At 71.2% G+C, this 19,156-nt stretch carries 19 protein-coding genes; 13 read left to right on the forward strand and 6 right to left on the reverse strand.

The window, feature by feature from the left end; all coding sequences use genetic code 11:
* The first annotated feature begins 6 nt into the window (after nucleotides 1–6).
* Nucleotides 7–2,175: an FAD-dependent oxidoreductase gene (locus E6W39_RS32230; RefSeq protein ID WP_141636484.1), complete on the forward strand. Its 2,169-nt coding sequence runs from the start codon at nucleotides 7–9 to the stop codon at nucleotides 2,173–2,175.
* A gap of 115 nt (nucleotides 2,176–2,290) precedes the next feature.
* Here the strand turns inward: E6W39_RS32230 and E6W39_RS32235 are convergent, their stop codons facing one another.
* Entirely contained in the window at nucleotides 2,291–3,031 is a 741-nt protein-coding gene (locus E6W39_RS32235) for an SDR family NAD(P)-dependent oxidoreductase (protein WP_141636485.1), read from the reverse strand.
* Between the two features lie 164 nt (nucleotides 3,032–3,195).
* Here E6W39_RS32235 and E6W39_RS32240 point away from each other — a divergent pair, with 164 nt between their 5' ends.
* The 6 genes from E6W39_RS32240 (at nucleotide 3,196) to E6W39_RS32265 (ending at nucleotide 7,964) form a co-directional block, all read left to right on the forward strand.
* On the forward strand, nucleotides 3,196–3,573 hold the full coding sequence (locus E6W39_RS32240) for a MerR family transcriptional regulator (RefSeq protein ID WP_141636486.1): 378 nt from the start codon (nucleotides 3,196–3,198) through the stop codon (nucleotides 3,571–3,573).
* A 67-nt stretch (nucleotides 3,574–3,640) separates the two neighbouring features.
* Nucleotides 3,641–4,009, forward strand: a complete 369-nt coding sequence (locus tag E6W39_RS32245; RefSeq protein WP_141636487.1) for a hypothetical protein — start codon at nucleotides 3,641–3,643, stop codon at nucleotides 4,007–4,009.
* Between the two features lie 56 nt (nucleotides 4,010–4,065).
* Complete coding sequence (locus tag E6W39_RS32250) at nucleotides 4,066–4,956, forward strand: IMP cyclohydrolase (RefSeq protein WP_228718755.1); 891 nt, start codon at nucleotides 4,066–4,068, stop codon at nucleotides 4,954–4,956.
* Nucleotides 4,938–5,357: a YciI family protein gene (locus E6W39_RS32255; RefSeq protein ID WP_141636488.1), complete on the forward strand. Its 420-nt coding sequence runs from the start codon at nucleotides 4,938–4,940 to the stop codon at nucleotides 5,355–5,357. The genes E6W39_RS32250 and E6W39_RS32255 overlap by 19 nt, the downstream gene beginning before the upstream one ends.
* Nucleotides 5,330–6,661, forward strand: a complete 1,332-nt coding sequence (locus E6W39_RS32260; protein ID WP_141636489.1) for an RNA polymerase sigma factor — start codon at nucleotides 5,330–5,332, stop codon at nucleotides 6,659–6,661. Before E6W39_RS32255 ends, E6W39_RS32260 begins: the two co-directional genes overlap by 28 nt.
* 154 nt (nucleotides 6,662–6,815) lie before the next feature.
* The gene (locus tag E6W39_RS32265) at nucleotides 6,816–7,964 is read left to right on the forward strand and encodes an NADH:flavin oxidoreductase (protein ID WP_141636490.1); all 1,149 of its coding nucleotides are present in this window, start codon (nucleotides 6,816–6,818) and stop codon (nucleotides 7,962–7,964) included.
* 76 nt (nucleotides 7,965–8,040) lie between these two features.
* Here E6W39_RS32265 and E6W39_RS32270 read toward each other — a convergent pair whose 3' ends face one another.
* Together E6W39_RS32270 and E6W39_RS32275 are read right to left on the reverse strand one after the other, a co-directional pair.
* On the reverse strand, nucleotides 8,041–8,685 hold the full coding sequence (locus E6W39_RS32270) for a response regulator (protein ID WP_141636491.1): 645 nt from the start codon (nucleotides 8,683–8,685) through the stop codon (nucleotides 8,041–8,043).
* Nucleotides 8,682–9,806 carry a sensor histidine kinase gene (locus E6W39_RS32275; RefSeq protein WP_228718450.1) on the reverse strand — a complete coding sequence of 375 codons (1,125 nt, stop codon included), beginning with the start codon at nucleotides 9,804–9,806 and terminating at the stop codon, nucleotides 8,682–8,684. The genes E6W39_RS32270 and E6W39_RS32275 overlap by 4 nt, the downstream gene beginning before the upstream one ends.
* A gap of 162 nt (nucleotides 9,807–9,968) precedes the next feature.
* Here E6W39_RS32275 and E6W39_RS32280 point away from each other — a divergent pair, with 162 nt between their 5' ends.
* Nucleotides 9,969–10,718 carry an ABC transporter ATP-binding protein gene (locus E6W39_RS32280; protein WP_141636492.1) on the forward strand — a complete coding sequence of 250 codons (750 nt, stop codon included), beginning with the start codon at nucleotides 9,969–9,971 and terminating at the stop codon, nucleotides 10,716–10,718.
* Complete coding sequence (locus E6W39_RS32285) at nucleotides 10,718–13,267, forward strand: ABC transporter permease (protein WP_141636493.1); 2,550 nt, start codon at nucleotides 10,718–10,720, stop codon at nucleotides 13,265–13,267. The genes E6W39_RS32280 and E6W39_RS32285 overlap by 1 nt, the downstream gene beginning before the upstream one ends.
* A 70-nt stretch (nucleotides 13,268–13,337) precedes the next feature.
* Here E6W39_RS32285 and E6W39_RS32290 read toward each other — a convergent pair whose 3' ends face one another.
* The gene (locus tag E6W39_RS32290) at nucleotides 13,338–14,111 is read right to left on the reverse strand and encodes an ArsR/SmtB family transcription factor (RefSeq protein ID WP_141636494.1); all 774 of its coding nucleotides are present in this window, start codon (nucleotides 14,109–14,111) and stop codon (nucleotides 13,338–13,340) included.
* Nucleotides 14,112–14,175: 64 nt separating this feature from the next.
* Here E6W39_RS32290 and E6W39_RS32295 point away from each other — a divergent pair, with 64 nt between their 5' ends.
* The 3 genes from E6W39_RS32295 to E6W39_RS32305 all read left to right on the forward strand — a co-directional run bounded on the left by E6W39_RS32295 (nucleotide 14,176) and on the right by E6W39_RS32305 (nucleotide 17,191).
* A complete protein-coding gene (locus tag E6W39_RS32295) occupies nucleotides 14,176–15,579 on the forward strand; it encodes an MFS transporter (RefSeq protein WP_141636495.1) in 1,404 nt (467 codons plus the stop codon).
* 183 nt (nucleotides 15,580–15,762) lie between these two features.
* Nucleotides 15,763–16,488 (forward strand): DUF2306 domain-containing protein, encoded by a 726-nt coding sequence (locus E6W39_RS32300; RefSeq protein WP_141636496.1) that lies wholly within the window; start codon nucleotides 15,763–15,765, stop codon nucleotides 16,486–16,488.
* 124 nt (nucleotides 16,489–16,612) lie between these two features.
* Nucleotides 16,613–17,191: a GNAT family N-acetyltransferase gene (locus E6W39_RS32305; RefSeq protein WP_141636497.1), complete on the forward strand. Its 579-nt coding sequence runs from the start codon at nucleotides 16,613–16,615 to the stop codon at nucleotides 17,189–17,191.
* Here the strand turns inward: E6W39_RS32305 and E6W39_RS32310 are convergent.
* Both E6W39_RS32310 and E6W39_RS42180 read right to left on the reverse strand, forming a co-directional pair.
* On the reverse strand, nucleotides 17,134–17,901 hold the full coding sequence (locus tag E6W39_RS32310) for an SDR family oxidoreductase (protein WP_323809116.1): 768 nt from the start codon (nucleotides 17,899–17,901) through the stop codon (nucleotides 17,134–17,136). The genes E6W39_RS32305 and E6W39_RS32310 overlap by 58 nt on opposite strands.
* A 297-nt stretch (nucleotides 17,902–18,198) precedes the next feature.
* Nucleotides 18,199–18,441, reverse strand: coding sequence for a hypothetical protein (locus E6W39_RS42180; RefSeq protein WP_228718451.1), 243 nt, complete (start codon nucleotides 18,439–18,441; stop codon nucleotides 18,199–18,201).
* 117 nt (nucleotides 18,442–18,558) lie between these two features.
* Here E6W39_RS42180 and E6W39_RS32320 point away from each other — a divergent pair, with 117 nt between their 5' ends.
* Entirely contained in the window at nucleotides 18,559–19,152 is a 594-nt protein-coding gene (locus E6W39_RS32320; protein ID WP_141636498.1) for a DinB family protein, read from the forward strand.
* Nucleotides 19,153–19,156: the final 4 nt, after the last annotated feature.

Here is a 19,156-nt window from a genome sequence, read left to right on the forward strand (position 1 = left end):
CCTGTTATGAGCGAGCTGACCGTGATCCGCTGGGAGCAGGACCAGGAGGGCATCGTCACCCTCGTCCTCGACGACCCGGACCAGTCCGTCAACACCATGAACTCCCGCTTCACCGAGCAGTTCCAGGAGGTCGTGGCGCGCCTGGCCGCGACCGAGGGCCTGCGCGGCGTGATCCTCACCTCCGCCAAGAAGACCTTCTTCGCCGGCGGTGACCTGCGGATGCTCTCCGCCGTCCAGCCCGAGCACGCCGAGGAGTTCCTCGCCGGCTCGTTGACGCTGAAGCAGGCCATGCGCACCCTGGAGACCCTCGGTGTTCCGGTGGTCGCCGCGATCAACGGCAGTGCCCTGGGCGGCGGTCTGGAACTGGCGCTGGCCTGCCACCACCGGATCGCGCTGAACACGCCGAAGAGCAAGATCGGGTTCCCCGAGGTGACGCTGGGCCTGCTGCCGGGCGGTGGTGGCGTGGTGCGCACCGTGCGGCTGCTCGGCCTGGCCGACGCGCTGCTGAAGTGGCTGCTGACCGGCCGCCAGTACCGCCCGGCGGCCGCGGTCGAGGCCGGCCTGGTCCATGAACTGGCGGACACCCAGGAGGAGTTGCTCGCCAAGGCGCGGGCCTGGGTGCTTGCGAACGAGACCGCTCAGCAGCCGTGGGACGTCAAGGGCTACAAGATCCCGGGCGGCACTCCTGCGACGCCCGCGCTGGCCGCCCAACTCCCGGCCTACCCCGCGAACCTGCGCAAGCAGCTGAACGGCGCCCCGTACCCCGCGCCGCGCAACGTGCTGGCGGCGGCGGTGGAGAGCAGCCAGGTCGACGTCGACACCGCGATGGTCATCGAGGCCCGCTACTTCACCGAGTTGGCGACCGGCCAGACCGCCAAGAACATGATCCAGGCCCTGTTCTTCGACATGCAGGCGGTCAACGCCGGCGCCTCCCGTCCGGCCGGGGTACCGGAGCGGCCGGTGTCCAAGGTCGCCGTGCTGGGCGCCGGCATGATGGGTGCGGGCATCGCCTATGCCTGCGCCAAGGCCGGGCTGCAGGTGGTGCTCAAGGACATGACCGTCGAGGCCGCCGAGCACGGCAAGGCGTACTCCGCCGGGCTGTTGGACAAGGCGGTCGCGCGCGGGCGGAGCACGGCGGAGCAGCGCGACGAACTGCTCGGCCGGATCACGGCCACGGCGGACGTCGCCGACCTGGCGGGCTGCGACGCGGTGATCGAGGCCGTCTTCGAGAACGTCGAGCTCAAGCACAAGGTCTTCCAGGAGGTGCAGGGCGTCGTCGCGCCGGACGCGCTGCTCTGCTCCAACACCTCCACCCTGCCGATCAGCCTGCTGGCGGAGGGAGTCGAGCGGGACGCCGACTTCATCGGCCTGCACTTCTTCTCGCCGGTCGACAAGATGCCGCTGGTCGAGATCATCCGCGGCGTGCGGACCGGTGAGGAGGCGGTGGCCCGCGCCTTCGACCTGGTCCGGAAGTTGGGCAAGACCCCGATCGTGGTCAACGACTCGCGCGGGTTCTTCACCTCGCGGGTGATCGGCCAGTTCATCAACGAGGGCGTCGCGATGGTGGCGGAGGGCGTGGAGCCGGCCTCCATCGAGCAGGCGGCCGCCCAGGCCGGGTACCCCGCGAAGGTGCTCTCCCTGCTGGACGAGTTGACGCTGACGCTGCCCCGCAAGATCCGCGGCGAGGCGCGCCGCGCGGTCGAGGAGGCCGGCAGGGCGTGGGAGCCGCACCCGGCGGACGTCGTCTTCGACCGGATGGTCGAGGAGTTCAACCGGCCCGGGCGCAGCGGCGGCGCCGGCTTCTACGAGTACGACGAGGACGGCCGGCGCGGTCGCCTCTGGCCGGGCCTGCGCGAGCACTTCGCCCGTCCGGACGCCGAGGTCCCGTTCGAGGACATGAAGGAGCGGATGCTCTTCGCGGAGGCGCTGGACAGCGTGCGGTGCCTGGAGGAGGGCGTGTTGACCTCGGTCGCCGATGCGAACGTCGGCTCCATCCTGGGCATCGGCTACCCGGCCTGGACCGGTGGCGTGCTGCAGTACATCAACGGCTACCAGGGTGGACCGGCCGGATTCGCCGCACGGGCCCGGGAGTTGGCCGCCAAGTACGGCGAGCGGTTCGCCCCGCCGGCGATGCTGGAGCGGATCGCCGCCGAGGGCGGGACGTTCAAGGACTGAGCGGGTCGGGCTAGGCATGACGCCATGACGCCGCGGGCGCCCACCGGCATGGTCGGTGGGCGCCCGCGGCGTCGGTGCTCGAGCCAAGAGGTCACGGTGGCACGGGGTCACCGAGTCACGCGGTGTACCCGCCGTCCACGGCGAGGGCGGTGCCCGTGATGTAGCGGCCGCCGGGGCCCGCCAGGTAGGCCACCGCGTTGGCGATGTCGTCGGCCTCGCCGTACTGACCAAGGGCCGTGAGGTCGCGCTGGACCTCGGCACTGTCGCCGTCGGCCGGGTTCATGTCGGTGTCGATCGGGCCCGGGTCCACGATGGTGGCGGTGATGCCGCGCGGCCCCAGCTCCCGGGCAAGTCCCTTGGTCAGCCCGATGAGTGCGGACTTGGCCGTCGCCTGCAGCACGAAGTTCGGGAACGGCACCCGCCCGTTGAAGCACGAGCCGATGCTGATGATCCGCCCGCCGTCGGTCATGTGGTTGGCGGCGGCCTGGGCGGCCAGGAACACCGAGCGGACGTCCACCGCCAGCACCCGGTCCAGTTCCTCGGCGGACACCTCGGCCAGCGGGCCGTAGGTGAGGAAGCCCGCGTTGTTCACCAGGATGTCGAGGCGGCCCAACTCCCGCACCGTCTGCTCCACCGCTTCCGCCGCGGCGTTCGGCCGGGTCAGGTCGGCCTGGATGGCAACGGCCGTGCCGCCGGCCGCCTCGATCCGCTTGACGACCTGGCGTGCCCCGTCCGCCGCCTGCACGTAGGTGAGTGCGACCGCCGCGCCCTCGTCGGCCAGTCGCCTCGCTATCGCCGCACCGATCCCGCGGCTGCCACCGGTCACCAGTGCCACCTTGCCAGTCAGGTCACTCATCGCTTTCTCCTCCGTTGACGCGGGCGTTGACGTGAGCGGTGCGCTCGTTCACACCGGCATGGTAGAAGTTGCCATCAGTGTCAGATTCAAGGTCGAGTGGCGGTTTCAAGCTCAAGCGTCAGTGTCAGACTCGAGTTGAAGTGGCATCAGGTGAGGGGGAGGACATGCGGATCGGTGAGCTGGCCCGGCGCAGCGGGGTGAGTGAGCGCTCCCTGCGCTACTACGAAACCCAGGAACTGCTGCGCGCCGAGCGCACGCCAGGCGGCCACCGGGACTACGGGGAGTGGGCGGTGGACCGCGTGGTCCGGATCCAGACGCTCTACGCGGCGGGCCTCAACAGCAAGAAGATCGCCCAACTGCTGCCCTGCATGAGGGACACGGACGGCCGCCCGAACGAGATCGCCACCCCGGAGCTGGTCGAGGAGCTCTCCGCGGAGCGCGACCGCATCAACCGCATGATCACCGAACTGGTGCGCTCCCGCGATGTGCTGGACGAAGTGATCGACACGGCCTCGGAGACCGCGACCATCGGGGCGGCGTAGCCCGCCTCGGAGTCGCCAGCCACCAGCGGGGAGGAGAACCCGGATGGAGTTGAGGATCAGCCGGATCGTGGGCGCCGCCGTCGTGTTGGCGGTGGCGGGCGCCGCGCTCGTCGGCTGCGACGGCAAGCAGGCGGTGAGCTGCGGCAAGACGGCCATCACCATCACCGGTGACGTGCAGGACTTGACGGATTCGGCCACCAACGTCGGCCAGTTGACCGACCAGGCGCGTCGTCAACGCACCGCCGACGCGCTCAAGAAGCTGAACGACGATGCCAAGAAGATCCACGCCGGCAGGGACAGCGCCAAGGCGGCCGACAGCCTCTCCAAGGCCGTGCAGAACGCCCAACAGGCCGTGGCGGACGGCAAGCAGCCCGATCTCGGGCCGATAGCTTCTGCGGCAGGTGACTTGAGCAAGGCCTGTGCTTCAGCAGGCTGATGCTGGTGACGATGCGTCAGTCGATGTGATCGGGAAGGGTACTGGACACGGTGAACATGTTGGACGAGGTGCTGAGGGGCAACCGCTACCCCGGGCGCGGTGTGCTGTGGTGCCGGACCGGCGACGGCAGCACGCTCGGCGCCTACTTCCTCACCGGACGCAGCCCCGCATCCCAGGCCCGCACCCTCCATCGCACTCCGCGGGGTGAACTCATCGTCGCCCCATCGGACGACTCACGCGCCCAGGACCACCTGCGCCACTACGTCGCCGCCCGCCAGACCGGAGACTGGCTGGTCTTCGGCAACGGAGAGCAGATCGCCATAGTCGCCAACCGCCTCACCGTGGGCCAGACTCCCACCCTGGCCCTGGACGGCCTGGACTACGAGCCGGACCCGCCGATCTTCACCCCGCGCCTGACCGTCATCGCCGACGGACGTGGCGGCGGCCCGGTCTGGTTCGGCGCTGCGCGGCGCAGCGGCGGTGACCGCGCGGCCACCAACCGGATGACCCTGCAAATCAGCGACCTCCAGCCGGGCCAGGGCGTGCTGATGACCACCTACCGCTCGGACGGGCAGGAGATCGCCACCGGCGAGCCGTTCACCGAAGTGTGTACGGGTGCGGAGAACCGCGGTGCGCTGCTGGAGGAGCTGTGGTCCGCCTGGCGCCGCAGCTGCGGGTCGCCGCAGCCGTCTTCGCGCCGGGCGGGCTGGCGCAGGCCGACATCCGGCAGGCGGAGCCGGGGCCGAGCTGACAGGCCGACCCCCTGCCACCGGCGGACTCCCCGGCCTGGACCCTGCCCCGAGGCGGGTGAAGGCGCCCGTTTAAAAAAAATTCGGTCGATCTCCGGCTACCGTGTCGATCTGCGCCCGCGCCGTTCGACCTGGGGTAGAGAGGGTCGAGAGGCGACCCCCGATCAAGGAGAAGGACGATGGCGAAGTACATGCTGATCATGCGAGGCACGGACGAATCCGTCGCGAAGATGATGGAGACGCCCTTCGAGGAGATGCTCGAGACGGTGGGCCGTTTCAACGAGGAGTTGATCCGGGCGGGCGTGCTCGTCGCCGCCGAGGGCCTGGACGATCCGTCGCAGGGCGTGGTGGTCGACTTCAGCGGGGAGACCCCGGTTGTCACCGACGGCCCGTACGGTGAGACGAAGGAGCTGTTCGGCGGCTTCTACGTGCTCGACGTCGCCTCGAAGGAGGAGGCCGTCGAGTGGGCCAAGCGGCTCCCGTTCTTCCCCGGCTCGAAGGTCGAGGTCCGCCGGGTGCCGGGCATCGAGGAGTTCCCGCAGGACAACGAGTGGATCATCAAGGAGCGGGCGTGGCGCGAGCGGACGGGCCAGCTCTGACACCCGGGGCCTGCGACGGCCCGCCGATCGCCGAGTCGGCGCGGCGGGCCGTCGAGGCGGTCTGGCGGATCGAGTCCGCGCGGATCGTCGGCGCGCTGGCCCGCTACACGGGGGACTTCGCGCTCGCCGAGGACGTCGCGCAGGAGGCGCTGGCGGAGGCACTCGTCTCCTGGTCGCGCGACGGTGCGCCGGCCAACCCGGTGGGCTGGCTGCTGGCGACGGCACGGCGGCGGGCCATCGACGCCTTCCGCCGCAGGTCGGCGCTGGACGAGCGGTACGCCATGCTCGCCGGCCAACTGGCCGACGGTGAGTTCAGCTCGGGCGCGGTGGCCTCGCGGGGCGGGTCCGACGACCTGCCGTGGGATCCCGACCGGGTCGACGACGACGTCCTCGCGCTGATGTTCACGGCCTGCCATCCGGTGCTCGCGCCCGAGGCCCGGGTGGCGCTCACGCTGCGCGTGGTGGGCGGCCTGTCCAGCGAGGAGATCGCCCGGGCGTTCCTGGTGCCCGTGCCGACCGTCCAGGCCCGGATCACCCGGGCCAAGAAGACGATCGCCGCGGCGCACGTGCCGTTCGAACTGCCGCCGTCCGAGGAGCGGCGGGAGCGGCTCGGCGGTGTCCTGAGCGTCCTGTACGTGATCTTCACGGAGGGCTCGACGGCGTCGACCGGCGACCGCCTGCTGCGTACCGACCTCGCGTACGAGGCCGTCCGGTTGGCCCGGATGCTGGCCGCCCTGCTGCCCGGTGAGCCGGAGCTGTCCGGGCTGCTCGCGCTGTTCGAGCTCACCGCCGCGCGCTTTCCGGCGCGTACCGGGCCGGACGGGGAGGCGGTGCTCCTGGAGGACCAGGACCGGCGGCTGTGGGACCGCTCCGCGATCCGTCGTGGTCTGGCCGCGCTCGGCCGGGCCGCGGCGGTCGGGCGGGGCCTCGGACCGTACGGTCTGCAGGCCGCGATCGCCGCCTGCCACGCGGCGGCGCCCTCGGTGGGGGAGACCGACTGGGAGCGGGTCGTGCTCCTCTACGAGGCGCTCGGCCGGGTGGCTCCGTCACCAGTCGTCGAGCTCAACCGGGCCGTGGCCGTCGCGATGGCGAGCGGACCGCAGCAGGCGCTGTCCATGGTCGACGAACTGGTCGCCTCCGGCCGCCTGTCGGGGTCGCACCTGCTCCCGAGTGTGCGCGGCGAGCTCCTGGTCCGCCTCGGCCGGACCGCCGAGGCCCGGGCCGAGCTGGAGCTCGCCGCCCGGCTGTGCGGCAACGCCCGCGAGCGGTCGGTGCTGCTGCGCAAGGCGGCGGAGCTGGGGTGACGGCCTGACGTCTGGCGCCTGGCGTCTGACGCCTGACGCTTGATCAGGACGAGGCGCTGGAGCGGGAACTGTGGCGGCGGTTTCGTGGTTGGCGGGAGTGGACCAGGCCGTGCCGCCCAGAGGCGGGGCCACCCCTCGACGGAGAGTGAACGCCGTGCCTTCCAGCTCCAGTTCCAGTTCCAGTTCCACGAACTCGACCGCGCGTGCCACGAGTGTGCTGGCCCGCCCCTTCACCCTGGGCGGCCTCACGCTCCGGAATCGCATCGTGATGGCGCCGATGACCCGCGAGTTCTCGCCCGGCGGGGTGCCGGGCGCCGATGTGGCGGAGTACTACGCCCGCCGGGCGGCAGGCGGGGCGGGCCTGATCGTCACCGAGGGGACGTACATCGGCCACGACTCGGCGGGGACCAGCGACCGCGTCCCCCGGTTCCACGGCGAGGACGCGCTCGCCGGCTGGAGCGAGGTGGCGCAGGCGGTCCACCGTGCGGGCGGGAAGATCGTGCCGCAGCTGTGGCACGTGGGCATGGCGCGCGCCGCCGGTGCGCCGCCCGTCCCGCAGGCTCCGCAGCTCGGCCCCTCGGGGATCTCCATCGACGGCTCGGCGGCGGGCAAGGCGATGACCTCGCAGGACGTCGACGACGTGATCGCGGCCTTCGCCGCCGGCGCGGCCGCCGCCGAAGCCCGCGGCTTCGACGGCGTCGAACTGCACGGGGCGCACGGCTACCTCATCGACCAGTTCCTGTGGGCCCGGACGAACCAGCGCAGCGACGGCTACGGTGGCGACACCGCCTCCCGGGCCCGGTTCGCCGCCGAGATCGTGGCCGCCTGCCGCCAGGCCGTATCGCCGGACTTCCCGATCATCTTCCGGTTCTCCCAGTGGAAGATGGGCGCCTACGAGGCGAAGATCGCCGAATCGCCGCAGGAGCTCGACGCGCTCCTCACCCCACTCGCCGAGGCGGGCGCCGACGCCTTCCACTGCTCGACCCGCCGGTTCTGGCTGCCGGAGTTCGACGGCTCGGACCTCAACCTCGCGGGCTGGGCGAAGAAGGTCTCCGGCAAGGCGACGATCAGCGTCGGCTCGGTCGGCCTCGACGTCGACTTCACCAAGGCGCTGTTCCAGGGTGAGCGCTCCAGCGCCACGGACATCGCGGCACTGCTGGACCGGCTGGAGCGCGACGAGTTCGACCTCGTCGCGGTCGGCCGCTCCATGCTGGGCGACCCCGAGTGGGCCGCGAAGATCCTCAGCGGCCGCGCCGACGAGCTCAAGCCCTTCGACCTGCGGGCACTCGGCACCCTGTACTGAGTCGACGGTCCCGGTCCGCGTCGGCTACGTCCCCACCCCACTCGGCCAGTTCGGCGCCTCGACGACGGTTGCGGTGCTATGGCGAGACCAAGCCGGTCTCGTACGCCGTGATCACCAGATGCACCCGGTCCCGCACCCCCAACTTCGTCATCAACCGGGCCACGTGGATCTTCGCGGTGCCCGGCGCGATGCCCAGTCGCGTCGCGATCTCCTGGTTGGACAAGCCGCGCCCGACGAGCGTCAGCACCTCGCACTCCCGCTCGGTGATGGCGTCCAGCCGTGGCCCGTGCCTTCGGCGCCGCCCCGCGAACTCCTCGATCAACTGCCGCGTCACGCTCGGCGCGATCAGGCCGTCGCCCGCCGCGACCAGCCGGATCGCACCGAGCAGCTCCGGCACCGGCATGTCCTTCACCAGGAATCCGCTGGCCCCGGCTCGCAGCGAACCGAACACGTTCTCGTCGTCGTCGAACGTGGTCAGGACCAGCACTCGGGTGTCGGTCGCCTGACTCGTGATCAGCCGGGTTGCCTCGATGCCGTCGACGCCCGGCATCCGGAGATCCATCAGCACCACATCCGGTGCGAGTTCACGCACCACCCGCACCGCCTCCGCGCCGGTGCCAGCCTCGCCCACCACCTCCAGGTCCGGCGTCCGCGAGATCGCCAACTTCAGGCCCGCGCGGACCAGTTCCTGATCGTCCACCAGGACCGTCCGCACCCTCATACCGGCAGCCTCGCGCTCACCCGGAAGCCGCCCTCCGGCCGCACCTCCGCGCTGAACCGGCCCGCCAGCAGCTCGACCCGCTCGCGCATCCCCGCGATGCCGTAGCCGCCGCCGTCCCCGTCCCCATCCCCGGAAGGCGCCCCGCCCCGCCCGTCGTCCAGCACCTCGATCGCCAACTCCGCCTCCCCGTAGTCCACCGACACCCAGCAGCGCCGCGTGTTCGCGTGCCGCACCACGTTGGTCACCGACTCCTGCACGATCCGGAAGGCGGAGAGCTCGACCTCCGGCGCCAGCGCCCGCCGCCGGCCCTGCCAGCGCACGTCCACCCGCACACCGGACTGCGCCGCGGTCTTCGCCAGCCGGTCCAGGTCCGCCAACCCCGTTGCCGGGCCGGCCTCGTCATGCCGCAGCGTGCCGAGCATCCGACGCAACCCGGCCAGCGTCTGCCGGCTGGTCGCCTCGATCACGCCCAGTGCCTTGTCGACCTCCGCCGGGTCGTCCCCGGCCAGCCGGGCCGCCCCGGACTGGATCGCGATCACGCCGATGCTGTGGGCCACCTCGTCGTGCAACTCCCGTGCGATCCGCAGCCGTTCGCCCTGGACGGCCTGGACGCGCAGACTCTGCGCGTACTGGCGGCGCTGCCGCAGCGAGTTGCCGATCGCCCAGGAGACCACCGTGGCCGAGGCGATCGGAATCGCCGTGTGCGGCGGCGCCAACCAGGTGCCCGTGGCTCCGCGCCAGCCGCACACCTCCACGGCCAGCGCTCCCAGGACCAGCGCGGCCGTGCGCAGTCGGAGCGGGGTGATGGCCGCGATGTGGAGCAGCAGGAGGTCGGTGATCCCGAGGAAGAGCGGCCAAGGCGACCGCCCGAGCGCCACGGTGACCAACGAGGCGGTCAACACCACGCCCAGCACCGGCTCCGGCCACCGGCGGGCGAATCCAAGCGGCGCAGCCATCACGCACGACAGCACCGTCCAGAGCCACCCCGCCCCCCGGAACGCCGCCGGTTGCCGGACGGCGATCTCCACGGCGAGCGCGGCGGCCGCACACCACAGGAGCGCGCTCCACGCCCAGAACGGGACGCGTTCGAGCAGCGGGGGACGCGGCATGGTTCGATCCACGCCGCTGATCGTAGCCACCCGCCCGGCGACCGCCATCGGCGCGCAGACGTATGCCCGCGGGCATACGCCGGGCCCGCAAGATCGGCTCCGCGCGGGACGCCGACCCGCCCTGCAGCGCGGGACCTTGGAGGCACAACCCGTCAACTCCCAACAGGAGCACTTGTGCACCCGAGCACGTCCGCCGCCCGGTCGGTCGGCCTGAACAAGGTCTACGGCGCGGGGGAGACCAGGGTGGTCGCCCTGGACAACGTCAGCGTCGAGTTCCGGCACGGCGAGTTCGCCGCGATCATGGGCCCCTCCGGCTCCGGCAAGTCCACCCTGATGTACTGCATGGCCGGCCTGGACTCGGTCAGTTCCGGCTCCGCCGCCATCGGCGAAACCGAGATCACCACTCTCAAGGAGGCGCAGCTGACCCGCCTGCGCCGGGACCGGATCGGCTTCGTCTTCCAGGCCTTCAACCTGCTGCCGACCCTGACCGCGCTGGAGAACATCACGCTGCCGCTGGACATCGCCGGTCGCGAGCCCGACCAGGAGTGGCTGGCCAAGGTGGTGGCGGCCGTCGGCCTGGGCGAGCGGCTGGAGCACCGGCCGAGCCAGCTGTCCGGCGGCCAGCAGCAGCGCGTGGCGGTGGCCAGGGCGCTCGCCACCCGACCCGAGATCATCTTCGCCGATGAACCCACCGGCAACCTGGACTCCCGCTCCGGTGCCGAGATCCTCACCTTCCTGCGCAACTCGGTCCGCGAACTCGGCCAGACCGTTGTGATGGTCACCCACGACCCGGTCGCGGCGGGCTACGCGGACCGGGTGGTCTTCCTGGCCGACGGCCGGGTCGTCGACGAGCTGACCGCACCGACGGCCGACGCCGTGCTGGACCGGATGCGCCGCTTCGAGGCGAAGGGCCGGACCAGCTGATGTACCGCATCGCACTGCGCAATGTGCTCGCGCACAAGGGCCGGCTGCTGATGACCGCGCTGGCCGTGCTGCTCAGCACCGCCTTCGTGGCCGGCACCATGATCTTCGCCGACTCGGTCGGGGCCTCCTTCAAGAACAGCATCTCGGTGAGCTACACGGGCATTGCGGTCCAGGTCACCGACACCGCCACCGGTCCGGGCTCGGGACCGAAGGACCGCATCGGCGCAACCGCCCCGCTCACCGACGCCACCCTGCGGGCGCTGGCCGACCTGCCGGGCACCGCGACCGCACGCGGCATCGTCACCGGGTTCGCCGGACTCGCCGATCCGCACGGCGGCCTGATCGGCCGTCGGGGCGACACCTACGGCACCAACTGGTCGCCGGGGCCGGGCGGTCTGGACGCCAGGTACCCGATGCTCCAGGGCGCCGGGCCGACCGACGCGCACGGCATCGCCATCGACCGGACGACGGCCGCCAAGCAGCACTTCAAGGTCGGCGACACCCTCCGGCTGGCCGTCACCGGCCCGGTCACGCAGGTGACGGTGACCGGGATCTTCAGCACCGACGACCCCGAAGTGACGGCGGGCGGCTCCCTGGTGCTCCTCGACACCGGCACCGCGCAGCTCTACTACGGCCAACCGGGCCGGTACGGGGCCATCGCGCTCACCGCCAAACCCGGCATCAGCGAGGACCAGTTGGCCGCCCAGGCCGCCCGCGCGGTTCCGCACGGCCGCAACATCAAGACCGAGACCGTCAGCCAACTCCGCTCCGACCAGAGCACGTTGGTGGAGAAAGCGAGCAAAACCCTGGAGATCGTGCTGCTCTGCTTCGCAGGAATCGCGCTCTTCGTCGGGATCTTCCTGATCGCCAACACCTTCAGCATGCTGATCGCCCAGCGCACCCGGGAGTTGGCGCTGCTGCGGGCGCTCGGTGCGAGCCGGCGCCAGGTGCGCCGCTCGGTGCTGATCGAGGCGCTGCTGGTGGGCGGCGCTACCTCGGCACTGGGCCTGCTGCTCGGCATCGGCGTCGGCAGTGTGGGATCCTGGGGCAGCCAGGTGATGACCGGCACGCTGGTGGTCTCGCCCACGACCGTGCTGACCACCCTGCTCACCGGTGTGCTGGTGACCGTGGTCTCCGCCCTGCTGCCGGCCGTGCGGGCCTCCCGGGTCGCCCCGGTGGCCGCGCTCAACGGCATCGAGGCGCCGGCCACCCAGCGCAGCCTGGTGCTGCGCAACGGCGTCGGCCTGGCACTGGCCGGGCTCGGACTGACGGCCCTACTGCTAGGGAGCGCCTGGCACGGCAGGAATGCGTTGTACCTGGTTGCGCTGGGTGCGGTGGTGTTGATGATCGGCGTGCTGGTGCTGACGCCGCTGCTCTCCCGACCGGCGATCGCGCTGGTCGGGCCGCTCTGCGGACGGCTGTTCGGGATCAGCGGCCGACTGGCCCGGCGGAACGCGGTGCGCAACCCCCGCCGCACCGCCGCCACCGCCTCCGCGCTCACCATCGGGATCGCCCTGATCAGCGGGCTGACGGTGATCGGCGGCTCGATGACCAGCGCCATCGACCAGCAGGTGACCGAGGGCATGCGAGCCGACTACCGGGTCAACGCGTCGTTCGGCCAGCCGCTTTCGCCCGCCGCCCTCGCCGCGGTCGCCTCGGCGCCCGGGGTCGCGGCCACCGAGCCGTTGGACGCGGAGATGCTGAAACTGCCGGGCGGAGGCTCCGACCCGCTGGCGGTCACCGGGGTGGACCCGGCAGGGCTGGACCGGCAGATGGTTCCCAAGATGGTGAGCGGATCGACGGCGGCCCTCGGGCAGGGGCAGCTGCTGGTCGAGCAGGCCTCCGCGAGCCGGTCCGGCTGGACGGTCGGCAGCAGCCTCCATGTGGTCTACCCGGACGGCACACCAGGGGAGTTGACGATCGGCGGCATCTACCGGACCTCCGACCTGGAGGGTCCGAGCCTGGTGAGCGAGGCGGTGCTGAGCCCGCACCTCGCGCAGCCGTCCTATGCCGCCGTGCTGGTGAGGGGCACGGGCGGAGCCACCGCGCAGCTGCAGCAGGCTCTGCGGGACGCCACCGGCGACAATCCGCTGATCCAGGTGCAGTCCCGCCACGACCTCCAAGAAGCGTACGCCTCGCGGATGTCCCTGCTGATCGATGTGATGTACGGGCTGCTGGGGATGGCCGTGGTGATCGCCGTGCTGGGCGTGGTCAACACGCTGACCATGTCGGTCTTCGAGCGCCGCCGCGAGATCGGCCTGCTCCGGGCCGTCGGCCTGGACCGGCGCGGGATCCGGCGGATGCTACGGCTGGAGTCGGTGGCCATCGGTACCTTCGGTGCGGTGCTCGGCATCACGATGGGTGTGCTGATGGCCTGGGTGGTGGTGCGGATGTCCAAGGACGCGGTGAGCGATCTGACCACCGTGGTGCCGTACGGCCGGCTCGCCGCCTACGTCCTCGGCGCGGGCGCGGTGAGCCTGCTGGCGGCCCTCTGGCCGGCCCGGCAGGCGACCCGGCCGAGCGTCCTCGACGGGATCGCGACCGACTGACGGGGCGTCGGCTTGCACGTCGTCAGTCACTGGACTTCGGGGGACGTCTGCGACCGGGCCGCCCGCCGGGCTACGGGTGCGCGGCGGGTGCGGCACCGCTGCTGCGCATGCCGAGCCGGCGGGCCAGCTCGTCCTCACCGGCCGAAGTCAGGTGCAGAGCACGGGTATTGGCTGCCCGGGTGATCCATCCGGCGGTGCTGAAGACATCGAGCAGGTCCGCGCCGAGACGCCCGGCCAGGTGGTGCCGTTGCTCGGTCCAGTCCAGGCAGAAGCTCAGCAGCGGGCGCTCCTGATCGTCGGCGAGGTGGCTCTCCGGCACCCCGAGGCCGGTCAGCACCGGTATCGCGGCCGGGCCGAGCCGATACGGGTGCTCCGACTCCGCGGTCTGATCGGCAGTCGGCTCGGTGCCACCCACGGGGACCAGCGCGCCGCTGTTCAGCAGGGCCTCGGTGATGGTGACCCCGAGCAGCCCGGCGGTGTGGTCGTAGCAGACGCGAGCCCGCCGCAGCGCCGCACTGCGGCTGCTGGCGCGGAGCGTCCGCGCCACCGGCTGGGCAGGGGCGAGCGCGGCCAGGCTCTCCATCAGCTCGGCGATCCGGCGGTCGGCGAGCTCGTAGTAGCGGTTCCGCCCCGACGGCCGGACGGTGATCAGCCCGGCCCGGCTGAGCCGGTTCAGCTGGGTGCTGGCGGCCTGGGGAGTGACGCCCGCGTGCTCCGCCAGCACGCTCGCGGGCAGGCTGCCGCCTCCGGCGAGCGCCATGAGGATGCGGGCACGGGTGCCGTTGGCGAACAAGCCCGCCACCCGGGCGATGTCGGGTTCGCCGGTGCGCGCGGGGGAGGTCATGCGGTCATTGTCACCCGGGCACACTTCCACCGGCATGGAGGTGATTCGCTGCCATGGTCGGGGCATGAACGAGACAGTCCACGCCGTGCCGCCACCCGGGAGGCCGACGCCGCAGCCCGCGACGTCGGGCGCCCGGCTTCGTCGACGCGTGCTGGCGGCGACCGGTGTCAGCTATGTCGTCGTCCTGCTGGACGCGTCGATCGTGAACGTCGCACTGAACGGCATCTCCGGCAGCCTAGGCACCGGAATCGACGGCCTGCAGTGGGTGGTGAACGCCTACACGCTCGCCTTCGCCGGCCTGCTGCTGACCGGCGGCACCCTGGCGGACCGCTGGGGCGCCCGCCGGGCCTATCTGGCGGGCCTGCTGCTGTTCACCGCCGCATCCGCCGGCTGCGGCCTGGCGACCGGCCTTCCGATGCTGGCCGCCGGCCGGGCGGTACAGGGCCTTGGCGCAGCGGTCCTGGTACCGGCCGCCCTCAAACTGATCAACCAGGCCCATCCCGAGCCCGAGCTGCGAGCCCGGGCGATCGGGATCTGGATGTCGCTCGGCGCAGTCGCCATGGCCGCGGGGCCGTTGATCGGCGGCGGCCTGATCAGCTGGCTCGGCTGGCGCAGCATCTTCTTCGTCAATGTGCCCATCGGGCTGGCCGGAGTGTGGCTGGCGCGGACCCTTGCCGACCAGCCGGCCCGGTCGCTGCCGCAGCGCCTGGACCTGGTCGGGCAGGGGAGCGCGGTCGTAGCGCTCGGCCTGCCGATCGCCGCGCTCATCCAGGGCCGCGACTGGAGCCCGCCGCTGCTGTGGGCAGCCGTGGCGGCGGCCGCCGTGGCCGCGGCCGCCTTCATCGTCACCGAGAGCCGCAGTCCGCACCCGATGCTCCCGCTGTCGCTGTTCCGCGGCCGCGTGTTCGCGGGTTCCACGGTGGTCTCCGCGACCTCGGCGCTGGTCTTCTACGGTCTGCTGTTCGTCTGCGGCCTCTACTTCCAGCAGATCCGCGGCTACTCGCCGTTCCAGGCCGGGCTGGCGCTGCTGCCGCTGACCGCCACGGTCGCCGTCGGCGGCTTCGGCTCCGCCCGGGCGGCGCGGCTGCTCGGTCCGCGCTGGTCCATGTGCGCGGCCTTCGGCGGTTACGCGCTCGGGGCGCTGGGGCTGCTCGGCGCCACCCGCAGCTCGCCGTACTGGTTGGCGCTCGCGCCGATGGCGGTGATCGGGCTGGCCGGCGGATTCATCTCCCCGGCCGCCACCGCACCGGCCCTGGGCACCGTCGACACGGACCGCGCGGGCATCGCCGCGGCCGCGCTCAACACCGCCCGGCAGTCCGGATCGGCGGTCGGCGTCGCCGCCTTCGGCACACTCGTCACCATCGTCCACCCCTTCACCCGTGGACTGCACGCCGTTCTCTGCGCGATCACCTTCGCTTCCATCGCCGCGGCGGCCGTATGGGCGTACACCTGGCGGCGGTCACGCTAGGCCCAGGAACTCACCCGGCTCACCGAGCATTCCAGGCAGCACGGTTGCGTGGGCGTGGTCGGGTTAACCCCCAACGGCCCAGGGTGGCTTCCCCATTGGCCCGGACCGGAGCGCCCGGTGAGACTGGCGCTTGCGCGCCCCGCCCGCGCGATTCCGTCCTCACACCGAGCCGATCGGGCCACCATGACCACCACCGCAGCCGCTCCCACCACCCCCGTCACGCGAGCCAGGAACGGCGCACGGGTGAGCTGGAGCGTCGTCCTGCTGACCTCCCTCGCAGTAGTCGGGTACGCCGTTGGAAGCTACGCCGATGTCGAACTCCCCATCAGAGCGGGGCACCAGGGGTTGGCCGCGACCTACGCCGAGCGCCCGATCGCCATCCAGGCCGCCTTCTACCTCCACATCGGGATGGCCGCGCTCGCGCTGCTGGTCGGCCCGTTCCAGTTCTTTACCGTGCTGCGCGAACGGTTCCCGGCCGTGCACCGCTGGAGCGGCCGGCTCTACGTCCTCGGGGTCGGTGTCGGATCGGTGGCCGCGTTCGTCATGTCCTTCTTCAACTCGGCGGCCTTCGACGGCTTCTTCGGGTTCGGCGGCCTCGCCGTGCTCTGGGCCTGGACCACCTGGCGCGGATACCGGGCCATCCGCGAGCGCGACGTGCCCAACCACCGTGCCTGGATGATCCGCAGCTTCGCCATCACCTACGCCGCCGTGACGCTCCGAGCCTGGCTCGGTGTCCTCATCGCCCTCCAACTGGCCACCGCGCACGGAACCGTCGACGGCACGCGCGTCTTCGACAACGCCTACGCCCCGCTGCCCTTCCTGGCCTGGCTGCCCAATCTCGTCGTCGCCGAGTTCCTCATCCGCCGGCGCGGACTTCCCTCCTACCGGCTCACCCCGTCTGAGGTCTGACACGCCGTCATGCGGGCTGCGCCGGTGAGCGCACACGTCGTTCTGCCAGCCCGCCGAGAAAAGCCGTTGCGAGTGACCCGTACCGGATGTCTGACTTGATCAGCCACCGATCATGGGACGGAACATGAGCATCTCGCTGCCAACCCCCTCGTTGCACACCGCTCGTCTTCGACTGCGTGCCTTCGAAGACGCGGACGCGGACGACCTCTTCGCACTCCACAGCAACGCCTACGTGCTGCGCTACTGGGACTCGCCGCCGTGGAGCGAACGCGGGCGTGCCGAGAAGTTCATCACGGCCTGCCGGCAGATGGCACAGGAGGGCACCGGGGCACGGCTGGCCGTGGATCGTGTCTCCGACGGGGCGTTCATCGGCTGGTGCAGCCTGAGCGGGTGGAATCCGGACTACCGCAGCGCGTCGCTCGGCTACGTATTCAACGAGGCAGCGTGGGGCCACGGCTACGCGACCGAGGTCGCGCGCGCTCTGCTGCGGTGGGCATTCGACACGCTGGACCTCAACCGCGTCCAAGCCGAGGCCGATACACGCAACGTGGCATCCGCCCGCGTGCTGGAGAAGCTCGGCTTCGTGCGTGAAGGGACGCTGCGGGAGGACTGCGTCGTCAACGGCGAGGTCTCAGACTCGTGGGTCTACGGGCTGCTCAGGCGGGAGTGGCAGCCGTCGTCCGAGCCGGCTCCCGCCCACTGAGTTGCCGCTCGCTCAGTTGACCTGGCCGGCAGGCCGCACGACGAGGCTGCTGATGTCCACGCCTTCGGGTTGGTTGACAGCGAAGAGGATCGTCTCGGCGACCTGCTCGGGGTCAGTGACGGTGCCGCCTCGGGGCAGCCACCGCGCTCGTCCCAGAACGGGGTGTCCACGACCCCCGGGGCCACGAGGGTGACGCCAACGCCGTCCTTGGCCACCAGGAGCCGGACGTTCTCGACCAGGGCGTGCGCGGCCCACTTGGTGACGGAGTACAGGTTGCCGGGCGTGTTCCTGATGCCCGCGACCGAACCGACGATCACGATCCGGCCCTTGGACTCCCTGAGGTGCGGCAGTGTCTCCCGCACCAGCAGAGCCGGGCCGAGGACGTTGGTGAGGACCATGGCACGCATCGCCTGAGGGTCGTGGTCCTCGAGGGTGCCGGGCAGGGAGAACCCGGCGTTGGCGATCACCGTGTCCAATCGGCCCCAGTGGCTCGTGACTTGACGAACGGCCGAGGCGACATGGCTCTCGTCACTGGTGTCACCGCTGATGGTCAGCAGTCGCTCCCCCGCTCCGGTGGAGGCAGCGAAAGCGGCCAGCCGATCAGCATCGCGGCCGGTGATCGCCACGCGGTGACCCTGCTTGATCAGAGCACGGGTCGTGGCCGCACCGATTCCACTCGAACCACCGGTGATCAACGTGACAGGTTCCATGGGACGGCTCCTCACTGGTGACGGCATCGGCGACGCGTCGGGCTGCTGGGACAGACGAAAGCCGGCTGTGAGGTCGGTCGGAGGACACCTCAGCCGTGCCACCGACGGTCAACTGCTGTTGTCGGCCCCGATGCTACTACGCTGCGGAAACCTGTCGACGGAGCCAGTGTGCTGTCGTCGAACGGGCCCACAGCGGACTCGTCGGCCTGGCTGGGGAGTTGAGCACGGTGAGTGGATCGCTGCCCTGTCCGGTCTGACAGGGCAGCGGAGTTCGGATGGGGCGGGAATGACTGGGTATCACGAGTAGCTCTCTGTGGCTGGGATGTGGACGCGGACCTGTGGGATGCCGAGCTCGACCTTGCGGCGGTCGAAGTGCTCCTCGAACTCGGCCCACTCATCGCGCGTGGTCTCGCGGTATTCGTCCTCCGGGCGGACCTGGCGCCGCTGTGCCAGGTGCTCCTGGTAGTGCCGAATGACGTCCTCGTCGAACACCGCCAATGGCGGAGTCGGGTATTGGAACTGTCCGAATGCCTGCCCCATCCGACTTCCCGGGACGGCTGGTTCGCGGCGTAGACGGCCCGGTCGCCGGCTGATGCCTTCTGGGCAACCGGGAAACCCACGCGACCGCTGTCGGCAGGTGATGCGAGACTCGGCCGCATGAAGCCCAATGATCCTAAAGACGACCTGCACCGCTACCTCAAGGCGGCCCGCGAAGCCATCATCTGGAAGCTGGACGGATTGTCCGAGTACGACGTCCGCCGCCCCCTGACGCCGACTGGCACCAACCTCCTCGGCCTCGTCAAGCACCTCGCCAGTGTCGAGCTCGGGTACTTCGGCCCGACTTTCGGCCGTCCGCACAACGAATCCCTCCCCTGGCACGAGGAGGACTCCGAGCCCAACTCGGACATGTGGGCACCCGCCGACGAGTCGCGCGAGGATATCCTCAGCCTCTACTACCGCGCCTGGGCGCACGCGGACGCGACGATCGAGGCGCTGCCGCTCGATGCGATGGGCCACGTCGCGTGGTGGGGCGACGACGGCGACGTGACGCTTCAGCGGATCATGCTGCACATGACGGCCGAGACGAACCGTCACGCCGGCCACGCCGACATCGTCCGCGAGCTGATCGACGGCAAGGTCGGCATGCGGGAGACCAACAGCAACATGGACGGCGGCGACGAGGCCTGGTACCAGGAGTACTGGAACAGGCTGGAGGCGTCCGCCAAGGAGGCCCAGGCCAAGCCGAGCTGAGTTC

This window comes from Kitasatospora acidiphila (assembly GCF_006636205.1).
In the GTDB taxonomy this organism is placed as follows: domain Bacteria; phylum Actinomycetota; class Actinomycetes; order Streptomycetales; family Streptomycetaceae; genus Kitasatospora; species Kitasatospora acidiphila.